Origin of the sequence: Aerococcus agrisoli (genome assembly GCF_003797145.1) — a bacterium.
In the GTDB taxonomy this organism is placed as follows: domain Bacteria; phylum Bacillota; class Bacilli; order Lactobacillales; family Aerococcaceae; genus Aerococcus; species Aerococcus agrisoli.
Window position 1 is genome coordinate 1 of sequence record NZ_RKMG01000025.1, and the last position, 21,084, is coordinate 21,084.

The window sequence follows — 21,084 nt, forward strand, 5'->3', positions numbered from 1 at the left end:
GTTCAAATCCTTCTCCCTCCATTATTTCTTTTAAACTAAGGGATATTACTTGGATAGGGACATAGTTAAACGGTATAACTACGGTCTCCAAAACCGTCATTGTGGGTTCGATTCCTACTGTCCCTGTTTTTTAATATTTTGGCGGGTGTGGCGAAGTGGTTAACGCATCGGTTTGTGGCACCGACACTCGTGGGTTCGATTCCCATCACTCGCCCTTTTTTTATTGGGATATAGCCAAGCGGTAAGGCAACAGACTTTGACTCTGTCATGCGTTGGTTCGAATCCAGCTATCCCAGTTGCATTATGGCGGTATAGCCAAGTGGTAAGGCATGGCTCTGCAAAAGCTTGATCGCCGGTTCAAATCCGACTACCGCCTTTCACGCTTCTAACCAAGACATACGCATATTATTGATTTGCCGGTGTGGCGGAATTGGCAGACGCGCTGGACTCAAAATCCAGTGTCCTCACGGACGTGCCGGTTCGACCCCGGCCACCGGTATTAATAGGTTCAAAACCTAATACGATAAAATAGTCTGAATGTTGTTAAATCAACATTTAGACTATTTTTTTTATACCCCAAATTTTTCAAAAATAAAGGATATTTTAAATGATTTTTGCACCAATTTTGAAGGGATATGTGTAAAACAACTTGGAGTTATTAGGTGAATTAAAAAAAGCACCTAAAGCTTGTCAGGTGCTAAAAAAATTAACTTCTTATTTCAATGTTCTTAACTAGGTTACGTGTTTCTTGTTCAATTGCAGTAAGGATTTGTTCTGCAACATTCGCAACAGGTGTTGGTGCTATTGAACTGAAGGCTTTACCAATTAAAGGTATCTTAATAGCAAATTTAACCAGGATTGCTGTGCTTAGGGAAGACGGACGGCCTGGCCCATAAATGAGTCCTGAGCGTAAGATGATATAATTAAGGCCAGATTTTTGAATAATGGCTTCGCCAGCTCGTTTTGTTTTGACGTAGGAAGGATAACCGACATTAGCGGATAAATATAGGATGTTCGGTACGTGATTTGTATTTGCTAATGCAACTGTACCTTTCCGTGCTTGCACATTTAAGGCATCTAAGGTTTTGGGTGTGATACTACCGACTAAGTCGATGATCCAATCGTAATTTTGGTTTAAGCGTATGCTATCTGCAGCCAGTAAATCTCCTTGGATGTAAGTCACAGCTGGGTTGGTAAATAGTTCTCCCTCACCAGGATGGCGAGATAAATAGGAAACTTGGTAGCCTTTTTCAAGGGCTAACGTTAAAACTTCTTGGCCAACAAAACCATTGCCACCCAGTACTAATATATTCATGTTCATTCCTCTTTTTCTTGGCAATGTTATTGCGTAATCTATTGTCCTATTATAATACGGGATGCTTGTCATAGCTATTTTTTAGGGTTTGAGCGATATACTAGTGGTTAATGAGTTAATGGCTATATCAAAACCTGGTATATATTTTTCACAAAGCTATATTAAAATCCCTTAATTATTGCTATTATGGTACATATTCAAGAATGATTTTATGTAAGTTGAGAAATACATATTGCTGAAGGAGTGTTTTTAATGAGAGTGAATGAGTTTAATCAACCAATTGGCGATTATTTAGAGAATGATCAACCGGGCGCGTTACCTAGTTTTGAATCGATTGTTGGCGCGTCGGTTACTTTGGAGAAGGTTGCGCCGAAACATCATGATGACGCTTATGATATGTATGTAAATCAGATCGATGATGCAAGTTTCACTTATATGTTTATTGAACCGATTAGAGATTCGGCAACATTTGAAAGTTATTTTGAGATGTTAGTGCATTCAAAGGATCCTTACTATGTAGCCATTATTGATAATGACAGCCAAAAAATGGTGGGTGTTTTTTCATTTATGCGAATTGATCCGAAGAATCGTGTGATTGAAATGGGTGGCGTGTTGTATTCACCTGAACTTAGAAAATCTAAGAAGGCAACGGAAGCACAATATTTGATGATGCAGCATGTATTTGAAGATTTAGGCTATCGTCGTTATGAATGGAAGTGTGATAGTTTGAATGAACCTTCTAGAAATGCGGCGCTACGTTTAGGTTTTACTTTTGAAGGGACCTTTAGACAGGCAATTATATATAAACATCGTACGCGTGATACGAATTGGTTCTCAATTATTGATGGTGAATGGCCGGCGAAAAAGGCACGTTTAGCCAAATGGTTAGATGAGGGTAATTTTGATGCGGATGGTCAACAAATCCAATCGTTAAGTGCGTTTTAATTTTCATTGAAGCGCCAGTTAGGAGCAAGAAAATGAAAGCGAAAAAGGCCTTACTTTTAATAGATTTCCAAAAAACGTTTCGTGATGGTTCGTGGGGGTTCAGCAGCAATGATGTTGCTGAAATGAATGCGGCACGTTTATTAAATAAGTTTCGTGCCAATGGGGACACAGTGATTCATGTACGGCATGTGAGTGATGACCCATCTTCGCGATTTTATGCGAAAGGTGCAGGGGTTGCTTTTCATGATTTGTTGCAACCTATCGAAGGGGAAAATGTGATTTCTAAATCAGTGAATAGTGCATTTATTAATACCTATTTAGCAGAAATCCTGAATAATAATGGAATTCAGACTTTGGTGATTGCGGGGTTAACTACGCCTCATTGTGTGTCAACAACGACTCGTATGGCTGCGAATTTAGGATATCAAACCTATTTAATTGAAGATGCGACGGCATCGTTTGCTTTATCAGATCATCATGGCAATATGATTCCGGCGAATGAGATTCAAGATATTTCGATTGCGACTTTGAATGAAGAATTTGCCAAAATTCTATATACAGCGGAAGCCATGACGATATATGATGAGATAGTATGATATGGGAAATATGGTTGTAGCATTGTCTGCAAGTGTAATATGAAGAAAAAGGTTAGGTTAGGGTAAGAACATGTTTAGACGTTCATATGTAAGGAATGTCCCTATTTTAGGGGCAGTAGAATTTTTATCGTTTTTTGGGATAAACTCATTTTGGCTATTATTTTTAAGTCAAAATGGCATGACTTTGTGGCAGATTGGTATATTGGAAAGTATTCTCCATTTAACTAGTTTACTATCTGAGGTGCCTTCGGGTATGTTGGCGGACCGTTTCTCGTATAAAAGTAATTTTTATATCGGTCGCTTCATGTCCATTATTTCTGCAATATTGATGGTGACGGCGAATGGGAATTTCTGGTTATATGCACTTGGTTTTATATTAACTGCATGGTCCTATAATTTTGATTCGGGAACCAGTATGGCTTTTCTTTATGAATCAGCCAAAGAAGCCGGAAAAGAAGATAAGTATTTAAAATATTCGAGTTTTATTTCTGGGGTTTTGGAAGCAGCAAGCGCCTTAGGAATGATGACGGCGGGATTTTTTGTACATGGTTTATTAGATTATACCTACTATATAAAAAATGCCATGTCCCTTGTGGTCATTGTACTTATTTCATTTATGAAGGAACCCAATGTAAAACTAAAGGGTGAAGAAAGCCCAACTTTAAAGGAAATCACACGAAATGTCCGTGTGTTTATAAGAACAAATCCGCGTTTGATGAAATGGATCATTCTCAACCAAGCAATGATTGCTTTGATGTATATGTTCTATTTTTATTTTCAACATGAGTTTACCAAGTATACATCGTGGCAAATTAGTTTGATTATGCTTGTTTCAAGTATAGTGAATATTATTGCCGTCTGGTTAGCCAATAAAGTTGGTGCGAAATGGTCTGCTAGAAAGCTGTTTACCTGGCTAGTACCTTTGGTTGGTACGATATTGCTTTTCGCGTGGTTCGATTTGCCAAGCATGTATGTGCTGATTTACTTATTAGCCGATGGTTTAGTGACCATGTATATGCCTATTTTTAACAATGATATTCAACAAGATTTTGAATCAGATATCCGTGCTACCTTACTGAGTGTGAGTGAAATGATGTTTAGTTTAGCCATGATTTTTATCTTTCCAGTGGTTGGCGTGGCCATAGATACATTTGGCTTTGCGACTAGTTTTGTGGGTTTGGGGTTCGTATTATTGGCTTCGGCTGTTCTTTTTCACAAAATAATCAAGTAAATTTTTATAGCCTTGCTTGACTTGGAGTTAACTCCAGGTGTTACATCTGGTGTAAGATATCATTTAATTGAAGTGATAGCAATGCTACTTATCCTATTTGGGATGCAAGGAGGATTTTATGAAATCAGCAATTTTTCAAAAAGCAGGTTTGGTAACGATTGAGGATGTAGAAAAACCAATTATTCAAGCGAGTGATGATGTCATTATCAAGGTTGTGCGTGCATGTGTATGTGGTTCTGATTTATGGTCATATGCCCATGGTGACAACAAAGAGGCCCATTCAGTGAATGATGGGCACGAAGCGTTAGGGATTGTTGAGGCTGTAGGGGACGACATTACTACGGTTCAACCGGGCGACTTTGTCATTGTGCCGTTTACACATGGATGTGGTGAATGTGACGCTTGTCGTGCAGGTTTTGATGGTACGTGTGATAATCATCCTGGTTATTCGAACTGGTCTCACGGTTTCCAATCTGAATACATTCGTTTCCATTCTGGTAACTGGGCTTTGGTAAAGGTTCCAGGTCAACCATCTGACTATTCAGAGGGGATGATTAAATCTTTATTGACGCTTGCTGATGTAATGCCAACTGGTTATCATGCAGCGCGTTGTGCCAATGTGGAACGCGGTGACAAGGTCGTCGTGATTGGTGATGGGGCTGTTGGTCAATGTGCAGTCATTGCTGCGAAAATGCGCGGCGCTTCGCAAATTGTACTGATGAGTCGACATGAAGACCGTCAACAAATGGCGTTAGCATCTGGTGCAACTGCGGTTGTTGCTGAACGTGGTGCGGAAGGTATTGCCAAAGTGCGTGAGATTCTTGGTGGCGGTGCGGATGCAGCCCTTGAATGTGTGGGTACAGAAGCAGCATTTGATCAAGCCCTAGGTGTTTTACACAATGGTGGTCGTGTGGGTTATGTTGGTGTACCGCATTACAACAACCGTGCGATTGGTTCAACCTTTGCCCAAAATATTACACTTGCGGGTGGTTCAGCATCTGTAACGACTTATGATAAACAAATCTTGTTGAAAGCTGTCTTGGACGGGGACATTAACCCTGGTCGTGTATTTACACAAACTTATGCTCTTGAAGACATTAACCAAGCTTATAAAGATATGCAAGACCGTAAAACGATTAAATCCATGGTAGTGGTTAGCGACTAATTGAATATATAATGTTATACGAAAAAAACCAGCAGAAGTAGGGCCGTGCCTTAGCTTTGCTGGTTTTTTTATATATGTAGCTTATTCACCGACCATGCCGTCGCCATCGCCATCGGTCATGTATTGGTAGAGCCAATGACTGCTGTCGATTGGCATTTGGAAGCCGGCATTCTTGGCTTCTTTGATGCTGACTTGGCCGTTGCCATTTGCATCAATCCCGCTGATGTCATTGCTTGTTGCAGGGGCTGCTTCTTCGGCAGCTGGTGGCTCGCTTGAGTAGGATTGTAGTGGTGTAAGTTCTTCATCTTGAGTAGGACCTTCTGGACCGACACTCGTACCATCGGCATAATTGATTTCAACGCCGGGCTGACGATTCGGAATATAAATATTAAATTGCAAATCGCCATTATCTTCGATAGAGAAACCTTCCATGTAGATACCGCTAGCGAGCAGATTATTGCCATCGAAAACCGGCGTCACACGGTAGCGGACATGGTAATCATTTTCTTCGATATAGTTGGCCACGTAGTTTTCAAAAGGCAACATCCCCTCGACATTAAACCAGCGCGTCCCCGTCATCAAATTCTGTGGGTTAGCATTCTCGCCCGTCAGTTGGTAGCCGATAAGGTGGGACCGATTGTAGAGCCAACCGCCCGATACATTGGCATATTTCGCTTGCTGCCAACCAGTTGGGGTGATTTCCGAAATCGACTCGCGGTCAGTATCCGGCATCAATTCCGTTCCCAGCACTGCATTCGCCTGCGTCACCCGACCTAAACCATCCAAATCTCCGTAAGCTTCATAGGCCTCCGTTGATGTGATGTCTTCATCGGTGAAAAAGGGCACATTCCCATTAATTTTAATATGGCTTTGATCAGACGGTACTTCACGAACCTGGCTAAGCTCAGTGGTAGCCAACTGCGACGTTTGTTTTGCTTTTTCGTCTGCTGCACTTTCAGATGCGGCCTTGGCCTCTGATTCTGAAGCGGCTTTTTCACTTGCAGCAATGGCTGCACTTTCCGAGGCAGCTTTTGAGGCTGCGGCTTCACTCGCAGCTATCGATGCGCTTTTTGCATTAGATGCCTCTGTTTTGCTGGATGCTTCATCCGCACTTGACGAATTAGTGGAAACTTCAGAAGCCACCTGGCTCGTCGTTTCTTCTTCGCTAGCAACTGCATCCCCTTGGTCACCAGTGTTGGCGATTGCGCCAATAAGACCAAGCACTAACAGACCAGCAATTACGATAGGGCCAATTTTAAATTTTTTTCTAGGTTTGCCGCGTTTGATGGCTTTCTGACCGCCTTGTAAAAATTGATATCCGCGCCATAAAAAATAAATAAAGGCGCAAAATATAATGATGTTGATCATGGGACCAACTCCTATTCTATTGTGCTTTTTGTTTTAAAAAATGAAAATACTTCAATATATTGTACCATGCTTTTTGTGGTAAAAGCACTTTAGCTTCTCCGCATTAGCCCATACTTTCAGCTGATTTGTGTATAATGAAAGTAGTATATCTTATGCGCAGCTTGACTGCGAAGAAAGGAGTCTTATGTCTAACAAAAAGACGGATATTCGCCAAGAAAGTCGGGCGAGTATTTTACGAAAATTATTTGTATCTACCTTGAAGTTGAGTGCCTTCACTTTTGGGGGTGGCTATGTCATCATCACTTTATTGAAGAAAACCTTCGTCGATGACTATGGCTGGATTGAAAATGATGAAATGCTGGATTTGGTAGCTATTGCCCAGTCAGCGCCTGGGGCTATTGCTGTGAACGGGGCTATTGTTATCGGTTATAAATTAGTGGGCATGTGGGGCGTTTTTACGGCCGTGCTTGCAACGATTATTCCACCTTTTACCATCATCACTTTCATTTCCTTCTTCTATGATGCTTTCCGGACCAATACTTGGATTGCCTTATTACTAGAAGGGATGCAGGCTGGAGTTGCCGCTGTTATCGTTAAAGTTGTGATTGGCATGGCACTACAAATCACCGATACCAAGAATCCAATTTTAATTGGGGCAATGGTGGTTGCCTTTGTGGCCAATTATTTCTTCAATGTGAATGTTATGTTGATCATTTTATGTGCCGCCTTGCTGGGTATTGGCAAGTTTCTGCTCGAACGTCACAAAGGAGGTAGTAAGGCATGATTTATTGGGAACTCTTTATATCTTTTGTAAAAGTAGGGGCCTTCAGTTTCGGCGGTGGCTATGCGGCATTACCTTTAATCCAAGAGGAAATCGTAGACAATCACCAATGGCTGACAATCCAGGAATTCACAGACTTAATCACTATTTCGCAAATGACGCCTGGGCCAATCGCCTTGAACTCAGCAACCTTTGTGGGTAACCAAATTGCGGGGATTCCGGGCGGTCTCGTGGCCACAATAGGCGCCGTTTTTCCGTCGGTAATTATCGTTACGATATTGGCCATGATTTACATGAAATATCGTAATTTGGATAGCTTGCAATATGTCTTGAAAGCTTTGCGTCCTGTGGTTGTGGCCTTGATTGCGACAGCTGGGTTATCGATTTTGATTACCAGTTTTTGGGGTGACCAAGTCATCGGTATTTCAACCGTGAAGTTGACGGCGGTGGCTATTTTTGCCATCTGTTTAACCATGCTCTACAAAACCAAATTGGATCCAGTCTTAATTATGCTGTTTGCGGGTATCCTGAATGTCGTTGCCGGCATGGCATCAAGTCTTGTGGGATAAGCCTTCCTAGCATCGATTTTACGCATGACTCTGTATAATAGAAGTAGGATTTAAATAAGAAGGAGTGTTCATATTGGAATTAGGGGTACACGATTTAGTGACCATCAACAAGGGTGAAACGGCTGAACAAGCTTTAAAACGTACCATGCGTTTTGTGAAAAATATTGAAGACTTAAACTACAAACGTTATTGGTTTGCGGAACACCACAATATGCCAAACTTGGCTTCAGTATCGCCAGAATTGCTTGCGGCATATGCTGCGGGGCAAACTGACCGCATTCATCTTGGTACAGGTGGTACCATGATTATGCATTATTCACCACTGAAAATTGCGGAGAATTTCAAGGTGCTAACGGCACTTGCACCAGGACGAATTGATATTGGTTTAGGACGCGCACCTGGTTCTGGCCCGGATGAAATTAAAGCCTTAGCTGAAGGTAGAGCGCAAACTTTTACAGATATGTATGACAAAATCGATGTGATTACCGATTACTTGGCGGACCAACCTGCGCCTGGTTTTTATGGGAAGGTGCGTGCCATGCCACAAAATCTGTCGACGTTGACGGAACCATGGATGTTGGGTTCATCAGGTCAGTCAGCTCTAGTGACTGCACAAATGGGGCTTGGTTACTCTTTTGCCAAATTCTTCGGTATCGAGACTGATCCGGATGTGTTTAAGTTGTACCGCGACCGTTTTGAACCGAGTGTCTTCTTCGATGCACCTAAGGTCATGGTGTCGTACATGATTATTGTGGCGGATACGGATGAAGAGGCGGATTACTTGGCGCGTCCAATTGAGTTGATGCAAATGGGTATTCGTACGGGGCAAAGGTTACCGAATATGGATCCTGAGGAAGCGAAAGCTTACCAATTTGGTCCGGCAGCACAAGCCTTGTTGGAAGAATATTGGGCAAAACGCTTTATTATCAAGGGGTCTAAGGAAACAGTAAAAGCGATTTTGGATGATGAAATTTCGACACTGGGTATTGATGAAATCCTTGTTTATGCACCAATTTTTGATGAAGAAAAGCGGCTACGTTCTTACCGTTATTTGGCAGAAATGTTTGATAAAATTTAAGTGCAATTGATTTCAAAACACCCAGTCTAATGTGATTGGGTGCTTTTTTGTGTGATAGTTTGAAACTATTACAGATGATATGTAATCGGAATGGGCGTTTTGTTGACAGTTAATCCATGATTAGCTAAGATTGTTATAGATATTACCGATGACAGGATAAGTAAATAGGCGTCGTTTTTAGAGAGGTTCCACATGGTGAAAGGGACTAATGACAAGTATTGAAAATGGTCCTCGAGGGTTTTAGGGCGTCGAGTGTTGTGACTTTGTGAGGATAGAGTCAGCAACATAAGATAAACTCGTTTTAGCTACGTTACAGGCTAAACCTATCAGCTGGCGTTTATAAAAACAAGGCTCGTAGGTGTTGAGGGGAATGATATGTTCCTGAAGTAAGGTGGTACCACGCAAAATGCGTCCTTAGTCGAGATAGTTGATCAGCTATTTGGACTAAGGATGTTTTTTTTGCATAAAATTGCATTGCGAAAATATAGGGATAAAAGGGAGAATGTACAATGAGTAAATTAGTGAAATTAGCAGGTTTTGGTTTGGCAGCATCATTATTATTAGCAGCTTGTGGATCAGCAGAAGAAACAACAGTAAAAGTTGGGGTAGTCGGGGACGATACAACGATTTGGGACAGTGTTGCTGAACGTGCCAAAGAAGAAGGTATTGATATTGAGTTAGTGAAATTTACAGATTACAACACGCCAAATGAAGCGTTAGCGGACGGTTCTGTTGATTTAAACTCATTCCAAACGATTATTTTCATGAACAACTATGAAGAAACTTCTGGGAATGACTTCACAGCAATCGGAAACACTGTGATCGCACCTTTAGGTATCTATTCAGAAAAACATGAATCTATCGAAGAAATTGCAGAAGGACAATCAATTGCGATTCCTAACGACGTAACCAATGGTGGCCGTGCCTTGAACTTGCTACAAACAGCTGGCTTCATTACCTTAGATGCAGAAGCATCTGCTTCATTCATTCCAACTGTTGATGACATTACTGAAAATCCGTATAACTTGGATATCCAAGAAGTAGATGCAGCGCAAACTGCGCGATCAATCACAGATGTTGACTATTCTGTGATCAATGGTGGTTACGCTGTAGATGCAGGTTACTCACCACAAGATGATTCTTTATTCTTAGAACCAAATGATGAATCTTCAGCACAATACATCAACGTGATCGCTGCACCGGCAGATAATGCAGACAACGAAACATTCCAACAAATCGTTGAAATTTACCAAACTGAAGAAACAGCACAATTAATCGAAGAAACTTACAACGGTGGTCAAGTGCCAGCATGGTCTGACTACGGCTATGAACCAGTAAACTAAGCAGATTGACAAACAAATGATGCAAAAAAGAGATGCTTCCCTTAAAAGGGAGCATCTCTTTTTGTTTATGAAAACATCATGCATTAAATGTTGTCAGCAATGAAGCGAACAAGTTTTTCTGATTTTTCCCAACCTAGACATGGGTCAGTGATTGATTGACCAAATACATCGCCACCTGGTTCTTGACGGCCATCTTGTAAGTAAGATTCGATCATGAAGCCACGAACGTATGCTTTGATATCTTCATTCCATTTACGGTTTTGTAAAACTTCTTGAACAATACGAATTTGATCAAGGTATTTTTTACCTGAGTTGTCATGGTTTGTATCCACAACGATAAATGGATTCTTGTAATCTTCTTTTTGGTAGTTGTTGATTGTTTTGATTAAATCTTCGTAGTGGTAGTTTGGTACGATTTCTTTATTTTCTAAGGTACCACCGCGTAAGATAATATGTGCATAAGGATTTGAAGTAGTTAAGACTTCTTGACCTGAGAACATTAACTCTTGAGGTTTTTGCGCTGCATGTAAAGCGTTAAAAGTAACGGTTAAGTTACCAGAAGTAGGGTTTTTCAAACCTACTGGGCTATCTAAACCGGATGCAACGAAACGGTGTTGTTGGTTTTCAACAGAACGCGCACCTACAGCATGGTAAGATACTAAATCTTCCACGAATTGTAAGTTATCTGGGTATAACATTTCATCCGCTGTGGTTAAACCTGTTTCCACAATCACACGACGGTGCATGTTGCGAACAGCTTTCATACCGCGTACCAAGCTAGTTTCGCCAGTAGGGTCTTGTTGATGTAACAAGCCTTTGTAGCCGTCACCATTGGTTCTTGGTTTATTCGTATAAACGCGTTGTACGATGAAAACTTTATCTTTTACTTCTTCTTGTAATTTAGCTAAACGATGTGCATACTCTAAAACTGCATCCTCATTGTCAGCAGAACAAGGGCCGATAATCAATAGGAAACGATCATCCTCACCACTCATAATTGCTTTCAATTCTTTATCGCGTGCTTCTTTAATAGCATTTTCTTCGTCAGTTAATTTGGCATATTCTTTAACGGCATCAAAGTCGACTGGTTCACTAATTGGTTTGAAACTCATTTTTAATCCTCCTATAATAGGTATTAAGCTTATTTTAACAAACAATAGCGGAAAAAGCATTTTATTTATAGAGAAGTGTGTCTTTTTCTATGAAAAATGTATAACCTCCCCAAAAGTATATTTGCACTGATCAAAAATTTCTTTTACAATGACCATGAATACGATTTCATCAACAAGGAGGATATATTCATGACCAAAATTTATCTCACCCGACATGGACAAACATTGTTCAATGTTCGTAAGAAAATTCAAGGGGCATCAGATTCCCCATTAACAGCATTGGGCATTTATCAAGCCCAAGTTGCCCACGACTATTTTAAAAATGCGGGCATCACCTTTGATGCCGCCTATAGTTCCACATCCGAACGTGCGAGTGACACATTGGAAATTATGGCTGGACCCGATATGCCATATACACGTTTGAAATCTTTGAAAGAATGGAACTTTGGTGTCTTTGAATCAGAATCAGAAAATTTAAACCCACCACTACCTTATGGTGATTTCTTCGTCCAATTCGGTGGTGAAGGGCAGGAAGAATTTAAAGAACGGGCAGTCAAGGCCTTGCAAGACCTGGTTGCAAATGATCATAGTAATCATATTTTAGTTGTCAGTCATGGTGCCTTCTGTGCCAATGCTTTACGTGGTTTAACAGGATACAAGGGATATGCTAGTGCAGATTTAGGCTTCACTAACTGTTCAACCATGGTTTTCAATGTAGAAGATGGGGTCTTCACCTTAGATGAAGTCATCAATCATGATTTTTCAGGATTTGAAGGTTAATCATTATTTAAACGTTCATGAGCTAGGATGAAATGTCCTGGCTTTTTTTGTGCATTTGAAAATTATTTTTTTGAATTATCTGGCAATAATCAGGCCTTTTTGACTGAAATAAGGGGATTTTATCGGTGTGTATTTTCTTGCAAAAAATATAAAGTGAAAATAATTATTCAATTTGTAAGCGATTTCTATTGACTCAATTAAAGTGTACCCTTATAATTTATTTATCAGATAACAATTAACAGGTTATCAAATTCACAGACGTAAATTTTTTTACAAGTAGTTGTAAGCGTTAACAAAAAATGGAGGGTGTTTCATGACAAAGAAAACGATTGAATTTCCAAGTAACTTTTTCTGGGGTGCATCAAGTTCAGCTTATCAAGTTGAGGGTGCTAGCTTAACCAATGGTAAAGGACCATCAAGTCAAGATACGAAAGTCTTGCCAGAGGGTACAGCAGATTTAACAGTGTCAGTGGATCATTACCACCGCTATAAAGAAGATATCGCTTTGATGGCTGAGATGGGCTTTAAATCTTACCGCTTCTCCATTTCATGGTCACGTGTTTTACCAAATGGTAAAGGTGAAGTGAACCAAGAAGGGTTAGATTTCTATTCAAACTTAATCGATGAATGTATCAAACATAATATCGAACCAATTGTGACGATGTTCCATTTTGATATGCCAGCAGCTTTAGATAATTTAGGTTCTTGGGGTAATCGTGATTCAGTTCAGTGGTTTGTAGACTATGCCAAATTATTATTTGAGACATACGGCGACCGCGTGAAATACTGGTTAACGATTAATGAACAAAACATGTTGACTTTAGTTGGGAATGTTATTGGAACCCTTCGTGTTCCTGAAGGTACTGAAAATGTCACCAAAGAAATTTACCAACAAAACCACCATATGCTAGTCGCACAAGCGAAAGCCATGGAATTATGTCACCAATTACTACCGGATGCAAAAATCGCACCAGCACCAAACATTGCCATTGCCTATGCAGCAAGCAAAAAACCTGAAGATGCCTTAGCAGCGCAAAACGCGAATGCTATTCGAAACTGGTTATACTTGGATATGGCAGTTTATGGAAAATACAACAACTTAGTTTGGACTTGGTTAGCAGATCAAGATGCTTTACCGGATATCGTTGAAGGTGACTTTGAATCATTAGCGAATGCTAAACCAGACTTCTTGGGTATTAACTACTACAACACCTTGACTGTTCGCGAATATGAAGCCCAAGATGGATACGAAGTTGAGTTTAAGAGCCAACAAGAAAACTCAGGTTTAGAGAATATGTTCCTGGGCGTGGATAATGAATTTTTACCAAAAACAGAATTTGGTTGGGAAATAGACCCAATTGGTTTCAGAGCTACTCTTCGAGAAATTTACTCTCGCTACCATCTACCAATTTTAATTACAGAAAATGGTTTGGGTGCATACGATGAATTAACTGAAGATGGTAAAATCCATGACGACTACCGTATTAACTACCTACGTACCCACATTGAACAAATGAAATTAGCCATTGGTGATGGCGTTGAAATGTTAGGTTACAACCCATGGTCAGCAATCGACTTGATTTCAACACATGAAGGTATTCGTAAACGTTACGGCTTCATCTATGTTGATCGCGATGATGAAAGTGTTGGTAGTTTACAACGTTACCGTAAAGATTCATTCTTCTGGTACCAAGGTGTAATTGCAAACAATGGTCAAGATTTAAGCTAAGAGACTTAGCGAGAGGTGATGCAATGGTTAAATATAAAGAAATTGCCCATGCAATCACCCAATATATTGAGGACAATGATTTAAAGCAGCATGATAAGTTACCCGTGATTGATGCGCTCGCCGAGCAATTTAAGGCGAGCAAATCAACCATTATCAAGGCCCTTGATATTTTGGAAGCAAAGGGGCAAATTTATCAAGTTCAAGGCTCAGGCATATTTGTCAGAGAGTTGAGATTAGATGGCTTTGTGAATTTAAACCGTCCAAACGGCTTGAGTCAAAGCTTGCATAAGGGTGATTTAATTAACAAAGTGATTGAAGTATCTATCATTAAGCCAACGAATGAGTTGATTGAACAATTAGCTTGTGAGGCCAATGAGGATATATATTTAGTAAAACGCACGCGGTATACCGCAAATGGACCGATAGCCTATGAAATATCCTATTACCGAAAGAAATTAATCAAGTATATGGATAAAGAAATCGCATCAGGTTCAATATTTAGATATTTGAGAGAACACTATAATATCGATCCAGGTTTTTCCAATGCCTATTTCAAAATTTTGCCCTTGGATGCAGAGGCAACAAGGTATTTAGAGGAAACCCCTGGTGCATACGGAATGAAGTTGATCAACCAATTCTTTTTACCGAATGGCACAATCTTCGATTACAGCATTACTTGGTATCAGAAAGACCGGTCACATTTCTTCGTTCCATCAACATTCTATTAGTAAATAAATTTTATTGGAGGAATTATCATGAAAAAAGCATTAATTATTTGTAACGCAGGTATGTCATCATCACTTATGGCGAAAAAAGCAACAGACTTTTTCAAAGAAAAAAATGTACCAATTGAATTAGACGCAACTACGGTAAGTAAATCACAAGAATTCTTCAAAAAAGGTGAATTTGATTTATACCTAGTTTCACCACAAATTAAAATGTACTACGACCAAATCGCTAAAGAAGCAGAAACAGCAGGAAAACTTGTTGCCAATATCCCACCACAAGCTTACATTCCTACAGAAGATGGGGTAACAAACTTAGCTAAATTGACCTTCACTGAATTGAAACCTTTACTTCAAGCTGAAAAGAATTCTTAAGAGAGGAGGATACTAAATGGAATCAGCAGAAATTCAAACAATTGCTTTCACAATTATCTTGCATGCTGGAAACGGCCGTACTTTGGTACATGAAGCTTTCCCATTAATGCGTGCAGGTAAATACGAAGAAGCAGAAGCAAAATTACAAGAGGCAAACGATGCTTTAGTAGAGGCGCACAATGCACAAACGGATCTATTACACCGTTATGCGAATGGTGAAGATATCAACATGGAAATTATCATGGTCCATGCACAAGACCACTTGATGACGTCAACCACTTTACGTGAAATGGCGATGGAAATGTTGGAAATGTATAAAGTTGTCAAAGGAAATTAGGGAACGCATAGGAAAGGACTACGATTAAACATGAAAAGAAGTAAAGAAGTGCAAGCACAAGAAAAAGAACTAGCCTTACGGAACTTTAAGTTTAATCGCTTCCTCTTTATCCGTTATGCGTTAGCTTTTAGTGTCATTGCCAATTTATATTGGTTGTTTATGAATTTATTTACACAAGTATCTTCGATTGTTGTGCCCTTGATAATGGTTATCCTGGGAGGTATGGCAGCATTCGAGTATATTAAGGTTTATTGGGTTCATGAAAATAAATTGAAGTATTCAAAAATTTATTTTCAGTCACAATTTATTGTGAATATTGCACTATTTTTAGTATCACTAAATGATCGTGTATTCGCGTATTTGTATCCATTCATGGATGTTTCACCAGAAGCAAAAATGCTTGTAAATATCATTTTGGCAATCGGTATGGTGATCGCAGGTGTATGTTTATTCAAAATACATCGCATTCACTTAAACAAAGACAAGAAATATCAATATATTCAACGTTATGAAAAATACTCATCTTAGTCAGCAATATTTTTATCAAAAAATTTATAAAGAAAAGAGTTGTTGAAAATGTCTGAAGAAAACAAAACAAGCGGTTTCTTTGGTGTCTTAGAAAAATACATCATGAATCCATTGGGGAAAATGGCAACGACTAAATTTGTACGTGCCATTATGAATACAGGTATTGCGGTTATTCCATTTACCATTGTTGGTTCTTTGTTCTTGGTATTAAATATCTTGCCAACAGCCATTCCTGCTTTACAAGGCTTTTATGACGCGACTATTGGAAACTACACACAATTGTACATGTTAGCAAATACTGCAACAATGGGTGTTTTATCTTTATACTTCTCAGTTGTATTAGGTTATGAATTTACAAAAGTATATGTGGACGATGAAGGTTTAGATATGAACCCAGTCAATGGTGCTTTACTTTCATTATTTGCTTTCTTAATGGCGATTCCACAATTAGTATTTGAAGATGGCGCGATGGTACGTGTGACTGAAATCACTGATACGACTACAATCATTAATGGTTGGGCTATGGGTGGTGACGGGGTAACTCGTTTCGGTACAATTGGTATCTTTACAGCCATCATCATGGGTGTAATTGCTGTTCAATTATACCGTCTATGTATCGTGAAAAAATGGGTTATTAAGATGCCAGATGCAGTTCCTCAAGGGGTTGCTAACTCATTTACAGCCTTAGTACCAACTTTCGTTATTGCATTCACTGTAATCATCTTAAACGGTATCTTAGTAGCAATGGGTACTGACTTGTTCCAATTAATTCAAGCACCATTTGGTTTCGTAACCAACATTACTGGTTCTTACATTGGTGTGTTAGTAATCGTGTTCTTAATCCACGCTTTATGGAGTGTAGGTATCCACGGTTCTACAATTGTAACGTCTTTAGTTAACCCAATCTTGTTAACAAACATGGCTGAAAATGCTGCTGGTGCTGATCATATTCTTGCCGGTGAATTCTGGAACGCTTATGTAATCATCGGTGGTGCCGGTGCGACTTTAGGTTTAACTATTTTCTTAGCCTTCTTTGCTCGTTCAGAACAATTGAAAGCTTTAGGGAAAACAGCTATCGTACCAGCTTTATTCAACATCAATGAACCAATCATCTTTGGGGTTCCAATGATCTACAACCCTTCAATGTTCTTACCATTTATTGGTGCGCCAATGGTAACTGCGACAATCGCTTACTTTGCAACTGGATTAGGTTTAGTAAACCCAATCATTGCACAACAACCATGGCCAATGCCTGTTGGTATCGGTGCTTTCATTAGTACTGCTGACTGGCGCGCAGCTGTCTTAGCTGTTGTCTGTGTATTAGCAGCCTTAGCTGTTTACTACCCATTCATTACAAAATACGACAAACGCTTGCTTGAAGAAGAGCGTGCACGTGAAGCTGCTGTTGAAGGTGACGAAGAAGACTTCTTCGCATTCTAATCGCAACGCAAATGAAAACATCCATGAACCGGAATTTGGTTCATGGATGTTTTTTATTTGGGTATAAGTAGGGGCTGGTAAGTGTAACTTGTTTGTTTCGCCTGATTGTACATATCTTATCTTAAATAAACTGAAAGTGAAACTCACAGCGTATTCTGGTTTCCAAAATGAGAAAAAACGAATTGCAAAAGTCGCTGTGATTTTCAAGTTGGGAAAAGCGAATCGCAGAGCCTTCTGTGATTTCCAAAATGAGAAAAAAGGCGTCACAAAAAGCGCTGCGATTGCCACTTTTTGGTCTTATGATACTAATATATGCAATATCGCAAAAACCGCATAGTTAATACGCTGCAATGACATGACCTCTGAGTGAAATTTATTTAAAGTACAATGGATATAGCTGGACAAATACAATCTTAGATATTTCATATCCTAAATAAACGTTAAGTGTAAACTTCGCGATGTTATTGTTTAAAAAATGAGAAAATTCGTGTCATTTAGATGGCTATTTGATACGGATTTTTGATTTTGGATCAAATAATGTGTTTTAGGATACGTTTTTTCTCATAAATGATCGAATAGATCGTTCATTGTATCAAATTTTCGTTTTTTTTAATCTGATAAAAACGATGTCGCAAAAATAATCAACATTCCGCTTCAAGGGAATCTTATTCCTAGATATGAAAAAGAGGCCTCTCAGCCTCTTTTTGTTTTATGATATCTAGTTGTTATATGCCATGACACCTACTAATGGGTGAGGTGTGTATAAGTCTTCAAGATAGTTAATGTCGTCTTCGGTTAATTGAAGGTCAACGGCTTTCACGGCCCCTTCGATATGATGTGGTTTGGTTGCGCCAACAATTGGTGCTGCGACTTTGGTTAATAGCCAAGCAAGTGATACTTCAGTCATGGAGACTTGGTATTTTTCGGCTAATTCGCTGACGCGTTGGATGATGGCATCGTCTTGGTCTGCGCTGGCATCATATTTGGATTGAGCGATTTGATCTGAAACAAGGCGAGCGCTTTTTTCACCAGGTAAGCGAGATAGTCGTCCTGCAGCTAAGGCAGAATATGGTGTTAAGGCAATGTTATTATCCTTGGCGAAGCGATTCATTTCGCGTTCTTCTTCGCGGAAGATTAGGTTGTAGTGACCTTGGATAGAAATGAATTGGCTTTGATTGCGGTGTCTAGCATAAGCATTCGCTGTAGCGATTTGATAGGCATAGGCATTTGATATACCGATGTATCTTGTTTTTCCAGCCTTCACCATGGCATCAAGGGCGTCCATAATTTCTTCCATAGGGGTATGGTAGTCCCACATATGATAAATGTATAGGTCAACATAGTCCATGCCAAGATGGTCTAAACTTGCGTTTAAGGACTGTTCAATGTGTTCGCGTGCAGAGACCTGATTTGCACGCTCTTCCTCAGTACGGGGCATGAATTTCGTCGCTACAACGATATCTTCACGCTTGGCAAACTTAGCAAGTGCCTTGCCTAGGTATAATTCACTAGTGCCTTCAGCGTAGGAAATGGCGGTATCGAAAAAATTGATTCCTGCGTCTAGGGCTTGCTGAACGATTTCATCGGTTGCGTCTTGATCAAGAATCCAAGGATGTAGGCCTTTAGTGCTATCGCCAAAGCCCATACAACCTAAACAAATACGAGAAACGGAAAGGTCGGAATTGCCTAGTTGTATGTATTGCATTTGAAAAACCTCCTAGATAAAGTTGAAATGTTTAAAGGCGTTGTAAAGCCCATCGTCTTCTACTGCATCGGTGATATAATCGGCAGCTGCTTTAATTTCTTCGCCACCATTACCCATAGCTACGCCGATTTCACATAATTCAAACATTGGTAAATCAACTTTAGCGTCACCGAAAGCAACGGTATCTTTTTTATCAGCATCTAGATGATCTAGTAGTTGTTTGATGGCAGTTTGTTTGTTGATATTTGGTAAAGCAACGTCACCGAATAGGGCCTTTTCGCCAACCCCACCCCATGTACCAACTTGATAGTCACTGAAATATTCTTTGGCTGCAAGGTAGTCATCGTAAGAATTCAAAATAAAGGAAATTTTATTGACGTCATCACGGTATGGGTCTTCACCGAAAATCATTTCAGGGAAGGCACCACGAATAGTTGCTTGTTCTGGATGATCTTGACCTTTATAAGCGATGTAGTCTTTAATGGTTTGTTTACCGCGTTCTTCGAAATTCTCTGAAGCGTATAGACCAGAGTTTGATTCAATGTAGAACTCTAAGTTACGAGATTTCAACCAATCGACGATAGCGGTTGTTTGTTCAAGGCTTAAATGTTTATGGTAAAGAACTTGGTCACCAAGCTCGATATAGTTACCATTCCCACCAATGTAGCCATCAAGTCCGATTGCTAAAATTTCTTCATACATTTCAGCCTTTGAACGACCAGTAACGGCATACACTTTGTGCCCGTTGTCTTGTGCTTGTTGAATCGCGTCTACTGCTGATTGGGGTAAGATATTTTCATAAGATACTAAAGTACCATCTACGTCCAGAAAAATATGTTTAGTTGTCATTTATACCAATCTCCTTTATTATCACTCTATGAAATAAAACGGTTTCATATACCTATATAATACTTGAATAAAACGGTTTCGTCAAATTGTATGGGTATGATTTATTCGTGAGGTAGATATTTGAATATGCACCATATAAAATGGTATTCTATGAAGGAATAGAAATTTGCGAGTGAAAGAGTGTGAACGGCAATATGGAAATTATTAAAGTATTTAATAATAATGCAGTCCTAGCCATCGACAACGAGAAAGAGGAAGTTGTGGTGATGGGCAAGGGAATAGGTTTCGGCAAACGTTCTGGAGACGAATTTGACGATAATTTAATTGAGAAAGTGTTTAAAGAAAATGCAGTGGATGATACTTTCCAGGAATTATTCGTGGAATTGTCATCAGGTGAAGTCACAAGTATTTTGGAAATAGTGAAACATGCAGAACAAGTGTTAGACCAGGATTTTATGTCGAACATCTATGTCACCTTGGCAGACCATATTCATTTTGCCATTGAACGCTATAAACAAGATTTACCATTAACCAATCCCTTGGCTTGGGATGTGAAACGTTTATTCAATGAAGAATTTCAAGTGGGGAAAGATGCCCTAGATATTGTTGAAAAAAATGTGGGCATACGTTTGCCTACTAATGAAGCGGCTTCCATTGCTTTGCATTTGATAAATGCCCGAAAAAAAGAAGGCCGCATGAACAAGACAGTTGCGGCTGTGCGGATTGTGTCTAGTATTTTGGATATTGTGCAATATCATTTTGGGCATGAGTTTGATGAAGATACTTTGGCTTATAGTCGCTTTGTGACGCATTTGCAATTCTTCTCACACCGCGTGTTAAATGGCGAGGTAAGTAATGATGGTGAGGCATTCTTGTATGATCAAGTGTCCAGGTCTTATCCGGATGCAATGGCTTGTGCCAAAAAAATAGGCGTCTTTATTGAGAACTCCTACGCCTACAAAGTGTCAAAAGAGGAACTTGTATACCTAACAATTCATATTCAAAAGATTATTCAAAAGAATATTTAATAAAAATTTGAAAACGGTTGCTTTTTTACGTGCATTTTTGTGTGGATACGGTATAATTAGATGGTAATAATTAAAAATAAATTTT

Annotated in this window: 21 protein-coding genes and 5 tRNA genes; 21 read left to right on the top strand and 5 right to left on the bottom strand. The window is 39.6% G+C overall.

What is annotated here, in order from left to right; all coding sequences use genetic code 11:
* Nucleotides 1-55 precede the first annotated feature (55 nt).
* The 5 genes from EF384_RS07360 (at nucleotide 56) to EF384_RS07380 (ending at nucleotide 499) form a co-directional block, all read left to right on the top strand.
* Nucleotides 56-126, top strand: a tRNA-Trp gene (locus EF384_RS07360).
* Between the two features lie 15 nt (nucleotides 127-141).
* Nucleotides 142-214, top strand: a tRNA-His gene (locus tag EF384_RS07365).
* Nucleotides 215-224: 10 nt separating this feature from the next.
* Nucleotides 225-296 (top strand) — tRNA-Gln (locus EF384_RS07370).
* A 9-nt stretch (nucleotides 297-305) separates the two neighbouring features.
* Nucleotides 306-376: transfer RNA gene (locus EF384_RS07375), tRNA-Cys, on the top strand.
* 39 nt (nucleotides 377-415) lie between these two features.
* A tRNA-Leu gene (locus EF384_RS07380) sits at nucleotides 416-499 on the top strand.
* Nucleotides 500-706: 207 nt separating this feature from the next.
* Here EF384_RS07380 and EF384_RS07385 read toward each other — a convergent pair.
* A complete protein-coding gene (locus tag EF384_RS07385; RefSeq protein ID WP_158607417.1) occupies nucleotides 707-1,315 on the bottom strand; it encodes an SDR family oxidoreductase in 609 nt (202 codons plus the stop codon).
* A gap of 279 nt (nucleotides 1,316-1,594) precedes the next feature.
* On the opposite strand from EF384_RS07385, the gene EF384_RS07390 reads away from it, so the two are divergent.
* The 4 genes from EF384_RS07390 to EF384_RS07405 all read left to right on the top strand — a co-directional run bounded on the left by EF384_RS07390 (nucleotide 1,595) and on the right by EF384_RS07405 (nucleotide 5,252).
* Nucleotides 1,595-2,260 carry a GNAT family N-acetyltransferase gene (locus EF384_RS07390; protein WP_199729735.1) on the top strand — a complete coding sequence of 222 codons (666 nt, stop codon included), beginning with the start codon at nucleotides 1,595-1,597 and terminating at the stop codon, nucleotides 2,258-2,260.
* 32 nt (nucleotides 2,261-2,292) lie between these two features.
* Nucleotides 2,293-2,856, top strand: coding sequence for a cysteine hydrolase family protein (locus EF384_RS07395; protein WP_123780761.1), 564 nt, complete (start codon nucleotides 2,293-2,295; stop codon nucleotides 2,854-2,856).
* Nucleotides 2,857-2,926: 70 nt separating this feature from the next.
* Complete coding sequence (locus EF384_RS07400) at nucleotides 2,927-4,087, top strand: MFS transporter (protein ID WP_123780763.1); 1,161 nt, start codon at nucleotides 2,927-2,929, stop codon at nucleotides 4,085-4,087.
* Between the two features lie 118 nt (nucleotides 4,088-4,205).
* Complete coding sequence (locus EF384_RS07405) at nucleotides 4,206-5,252, top strand: zinc-binding dehydrogenase (protein WP_123780765.1); 1,047 nt, start codon at nucleotides 4,206-4,208, stop codon at nucleotides 5,250-5,252.
* Between the two features lie 81 nt (nucleotides 5,253-5,333).
* On the opposite strand, the gene EF384_RS07410 is transcribed toward EF384_RS07405, so the two are convergent.
* Complete coding sequence (locus tag EF384_RS07410) at nucleotides 5,334-6,476, bottom strand: DNA/RNA non-specific endonuclease (RefSeq protein ID WP_158607418.1); 1,143 nt, start codon at nucleotides 6,474-6,476, stop codon at nucleotides 5,334-5,336.
* A 328-nt stretch (nucleotides 6,477-6,804) separates the two neighbouring features.
* Between EF384_RS07410 and EF384_RS07415 the strand changes: the two genes are divergently transcribed.
* The 4 genes from EF384_RS07415 to EF384_RS07430 all read left to right on the top strand — a co-directional run bounded on the left by EF384_RS07415 (nucleotide 6,805) and on the right by EF384_RS07430 (nucleotide 10,391).
* Nucleotides 6,805-7,404, top strand: a complete 600-nt coding sequence (locus EF384_RS07415; protein ID WP_123780769.1) for a chromate transporter — start codon at nucleotides 6,805-6,807, stop codon at nucleotides 7,402-7,404.
* On the top strand, nucleotides 7,401-7,970 hold the full coding sequence (locus tag EF384_RS07420; protein WP_123780771.1) for a chromate transporter: 570 nt from the start codon (nucleotides 7,401-7,403) through the stop codon (nucleotides 7,968-7,970). The genes EF384_RS07415 and EF384_RS07420 overlap by 4 nt, the downstream gene beginning before the upstream one ends.
* A 64-nt stretch (nucleotides 7,971-8,034) precedes the next feature.
* Entirely contained in the window at nucleotides 8,035-9,048 is a 1,014-nt protein-coding gene (locus EF384_RS07425; protein ID WP_233570070.1) for an LLM class flavin-dependent oxidoreductase, read from the top strand.
* 509 nt (nucleotides 9,049-9,557) lie between these two features.
* Nucleotides 9,558-10,391, top strand: coding sequence for a MetQ/NlpA family ABC transporter substrate-binding protein (locus EF384_RS07430; RefSeq protein WP_123780774.1), 834 nt, complete (start codon nucleotides 9,558-9,560; stop codon nucleotides 10,389-10,391).
* 83 nt (nucleotides 10,392-10,474) lie between these two features.
* On the opposite strand, the gene EF384_RS07435 is transcribed toward EF384_RS07430, so the two are convergent.
* Entirely contained in the window at nucleotides 10,475-11,503 is a 1,029-nt protein-coding gene (locus tag EF384_RS07435) for a 3-deoxy-7-phosphoheptulonate synthase (protein WP_123780776.1), read from the bottom strand.
* Between the two features lie 189 nt (nucleotides 11,504-11,692).
* On the opposite strand from EF384_RS07435, the gene EF384_RS07440 reads away from it, so the two are divergent.
* The 7 genes from EF384_RS07440 to celB all read left to right on the top strand — a co-directional run bounded on the left by EF384_RS07440 (nucleotide 11,693) and on the right by celB (nucleotide 17,417).
* On the top strand, nucleotides 11,693-12,283 hold the full coding sequence (locus tag EF384_RS07440) for a histidine phosphatase family protein (RefSeq protein ID WP_123780778.1): 591 nt from the start codon (nucleotides 11,693-11,695) through the stop codon (nucleotides 12,281-12,283).
* 313 nt (nucleotides 12,284-12,596) lie between these two features.
* Entirely contained in the window at nucleotides 12,597-14,012 is a 1,416-nt protein-coding gene (locus EF384_RS07445; RefSeq protein WP_123780780.1) for a glycoside hydrolase family 1 protein, read from the top strand.
* 23 nt (nucleotides 14,013-14,035) lie between these two features.
* Nucleotides 14,036-14,740 carry a GntR family transcriptional regulator gene (locus EF384_RS07450; protein WP_123780782.1) on the top strand — a complete coding sequence of 235 codons (705 nt, stop codon included), beginning with the start codon at nucleotides 14,036-14,038 and terminating at the stop codon, nucleotides 14,738-14,740.
* A gap of 27 nt (nucleotides 14,741-14,767) precedes the next feature.
* Nucleotides 14,768-15,112, top strand: coding sequence for a PTS cellobiose transporter subunit IIB (locus EF384_RS07455; protein ID WP_123780784.1), 345 nt, complete (start codon nucleotides 14,768-14,770; stop codon nucleotides 15,110-15,112).
* A 16-nt stretch (nucleotides 15,113-15,128) separates the two neighbouring features.
* Nucleotides 15,129-15,449, top strand: a complete 321-nt coding sequence (locus tag EF384_RS07460; RefSeq protein WP_123780786.1) for a PTS cellobiose transporter subunit IIA — start codon at nucleotides 15,129-15,131, stop codon at nucleotides 15,447-15,449.
* Between the two features lie 30 nt (nucleotides 15,450-15,479).
* Nucleotides 15,480-15,977, top strand: a complete 498-nt coding sequence (locus tag EF384_RS07465) for a hypothetical protein (protein ID WP_123780788.1) — start codon at nucleotides 15,480-15,482, stop codon at nucleotides 15,975-15,977.
* 48 nt (nucleotides 15,978-16,025) lie between these two features.
* Complete coding sequence (gene celB, locus EF384_RS07470) at nucleotides 16,026-17,417, top strand: PTS cellobiose transporter subunit IIC (RefSeq protein ID WP_123780789.1); 1,392 nt, start codon at nucleotides 16,026-16,028, stop codon at nucleotides 17,415-17,417.
* Nucleotides 17,418-18,135: 718 nt separating this feature from the next.
* Here celB and EF384_RS07475 read toward each other — a convergent pair.
* Both EF384_RS07475 and EF384_RS07480 read right to left on the bottom strand, forming a co-directional pair.
* Nucleotides 18,136-19,122: an aldo/keto reductase gene (locus EF384_RS07475; protein WP_123780791.1), complete on the bottom strand. Its 987-nt coding sequence runs from the start codon at nucleotides 19,120-19,122 to the stop codon at nucleotides 18,136-18,138.
* A gap of 12 nt (nucleotides 19,123-19,134) precedes the next feature.
* Nucleotides 19,135-19,971, bottom strand: coding sequence for a Cof-type HAD-IIB family hydrolase (locus tag EF384_RS07480; protein ID WP_123780793.1), 837 nt, complete (start codon nucleotides 19,969-19,971; stop codon nucleotides 19,135-19,137).
* 194 nt (nucleotides 19,972-20,165) lie between these two features.
* On the opposite strand from EF384_RS07480, the gene licT reads away from it, so the two are divergent.
* Nucleotides 20,166-20,999 carry a BglG family transcription antiterminator LicT gene (gene licT / locus EF384_RS07485; RefSeq protein ID WP_123780795.1) on the top strand — a complete coding sequence of 278 codons (834 nt, stop codon included), beginning with the start codon at nucleotides 20,166-20,168 and terminating at the stop codon, nucleotides 20,997-20,999.
* Nucleotides 21,000-21,084 lie beyond the last annotated feature (85 nt).

What these genes read in the sequence shown, in the direction of transcription:
- EF384_RS07385 (WP_158607417.1), bottom strand. Translation starts at nt 1,315, where the DNA reads ATGAATATATTAGTACTGGGTGGCAATGGTTTTGTTGGCCAAGAAGTT.
- EF384_RS07395 (WP_123780761.1), top strand. Translation starts at nt 2,293, where the DNA reads ATGAAAGCGAAAAAGGCCTTACTTTTAATAGATTTCCAAAAAACGTTT.
- EF384_RS07400 (WP_123780763.1), top strand. Translation starts at nt 2,927, where the DNA reads ATGTTTAGACGTTCATATGTAAGGAATGTCCCTATTTTAGGGGCAGTA.
- EF384_RS07405 (WP_123780765.1), top strand. Translation starts at nt 4,206, where the DNA reads ATGAAATCAGCAATTTTTCAAAAAGCAGGTTTGGTAACGATTGAGGAT.
- EF384_RS07415 (WP_123780769.1), top strand. Translation starts at nt 6,805, where the DNA reads ATGTCTAACAAAAAGACGGATATTCGCCAAGAAAGTCGGGCGAGTATT.
- EF384_RS07420 (WP_123780771.1), top strand. Translation starts at nt 7,401, where the DNA reads ATGATTTATTGGGAACTCTTTATATCTTTTGTAAAAGTAGGGGCCTTC.
- EF384_RS07430 (WP_123780774.1), top strand. Translation starts at nt 9,558, where the DNA reads ATGAGTAAATTAGTGAAATTAGCAGGTTTTGGTTTGGCAGCATCATTA.
- EF384_RS07435 (WP_123780776.1), bottom strand. Translation starts at nt 11,503, where the DNA reads ATGAGTTTCAAACCAATTAGTGAACCAGTCGACTTTGATGCCGTTAAA.
- EF384_RS07440 (WP_123780778.1), top strand. Translation starts at nt 11,693, where the DNA reads ATGACCAAAATTTATCTCACCCGACATGGACAAACATTGTTCAATGTT.
- EF384_RS07445 (WP_123780780.1), top strand. Translation starts at nt 12,597, where the DNA reads ATGACAAAGAAAACGATTGAATTTCCAAGTAACTTTTTCTGGGGTGCA.
- EF384_RS07450 (WP_123780782.1), top strand. Translation starts at nt 14,036, where the DNA reads ATGGTTAAATATAAAGAAATTGCCCATGCAATCACCCAATATATTGAG.
- EF384_RS07455 (WP_123780784.1), top strand. Translation starts at nt 14,768, where the DNA reads ATGAAAAAAGCATTAATTATTTGTAACGCAGGTATGTCATCATCACTT.
- EF384_RS07460 (WP_123780786.1), top strand. Translation starts at nt 15,129, where the DNA reads ATGGAATCAGCAGAAATTCAAACAATTGCTTTCACAATTATCTTGCAT.
- EF384_RS07465 (WP_123780788.1), top strand. Translation starts at nt 15,480, where the DNA reads ATGAAAAGAAGTAAAGAAGTGCAAGCACAAGAAAAAGAACTAGCCTTA.
- celB (WP_123780789.1), top strand. Translation starts at nt 16,026, where the DNA reads ATGTCTGAAGAAAACAAAACAAGCGGTTTCTTTGGTGTCTTAGAAAAA.
- EF384_RS07475 (WP_123780791.1), bottom strand. Translation starts at nt 19,122, where the DNA reads ATGCAATACATACAACTAGGCAATTCCGACCTTTCCGTTTCTCGTATT.
- EF384_RS07480 (WP_123780793.1), bottom strand. Translation starts at nt 19,971, where the DNA reads ATGACAACTAAACATATTTTTCTGGACGTAGATGGTACTTTAGTATCT.
- licT (WP_123780795.1), top strand. Translation starts at nt 20,166, where the DNA reads ATGGAAATTATTAAAGTATTTAATAATAATGCAGTCCTAGCCATCGAC.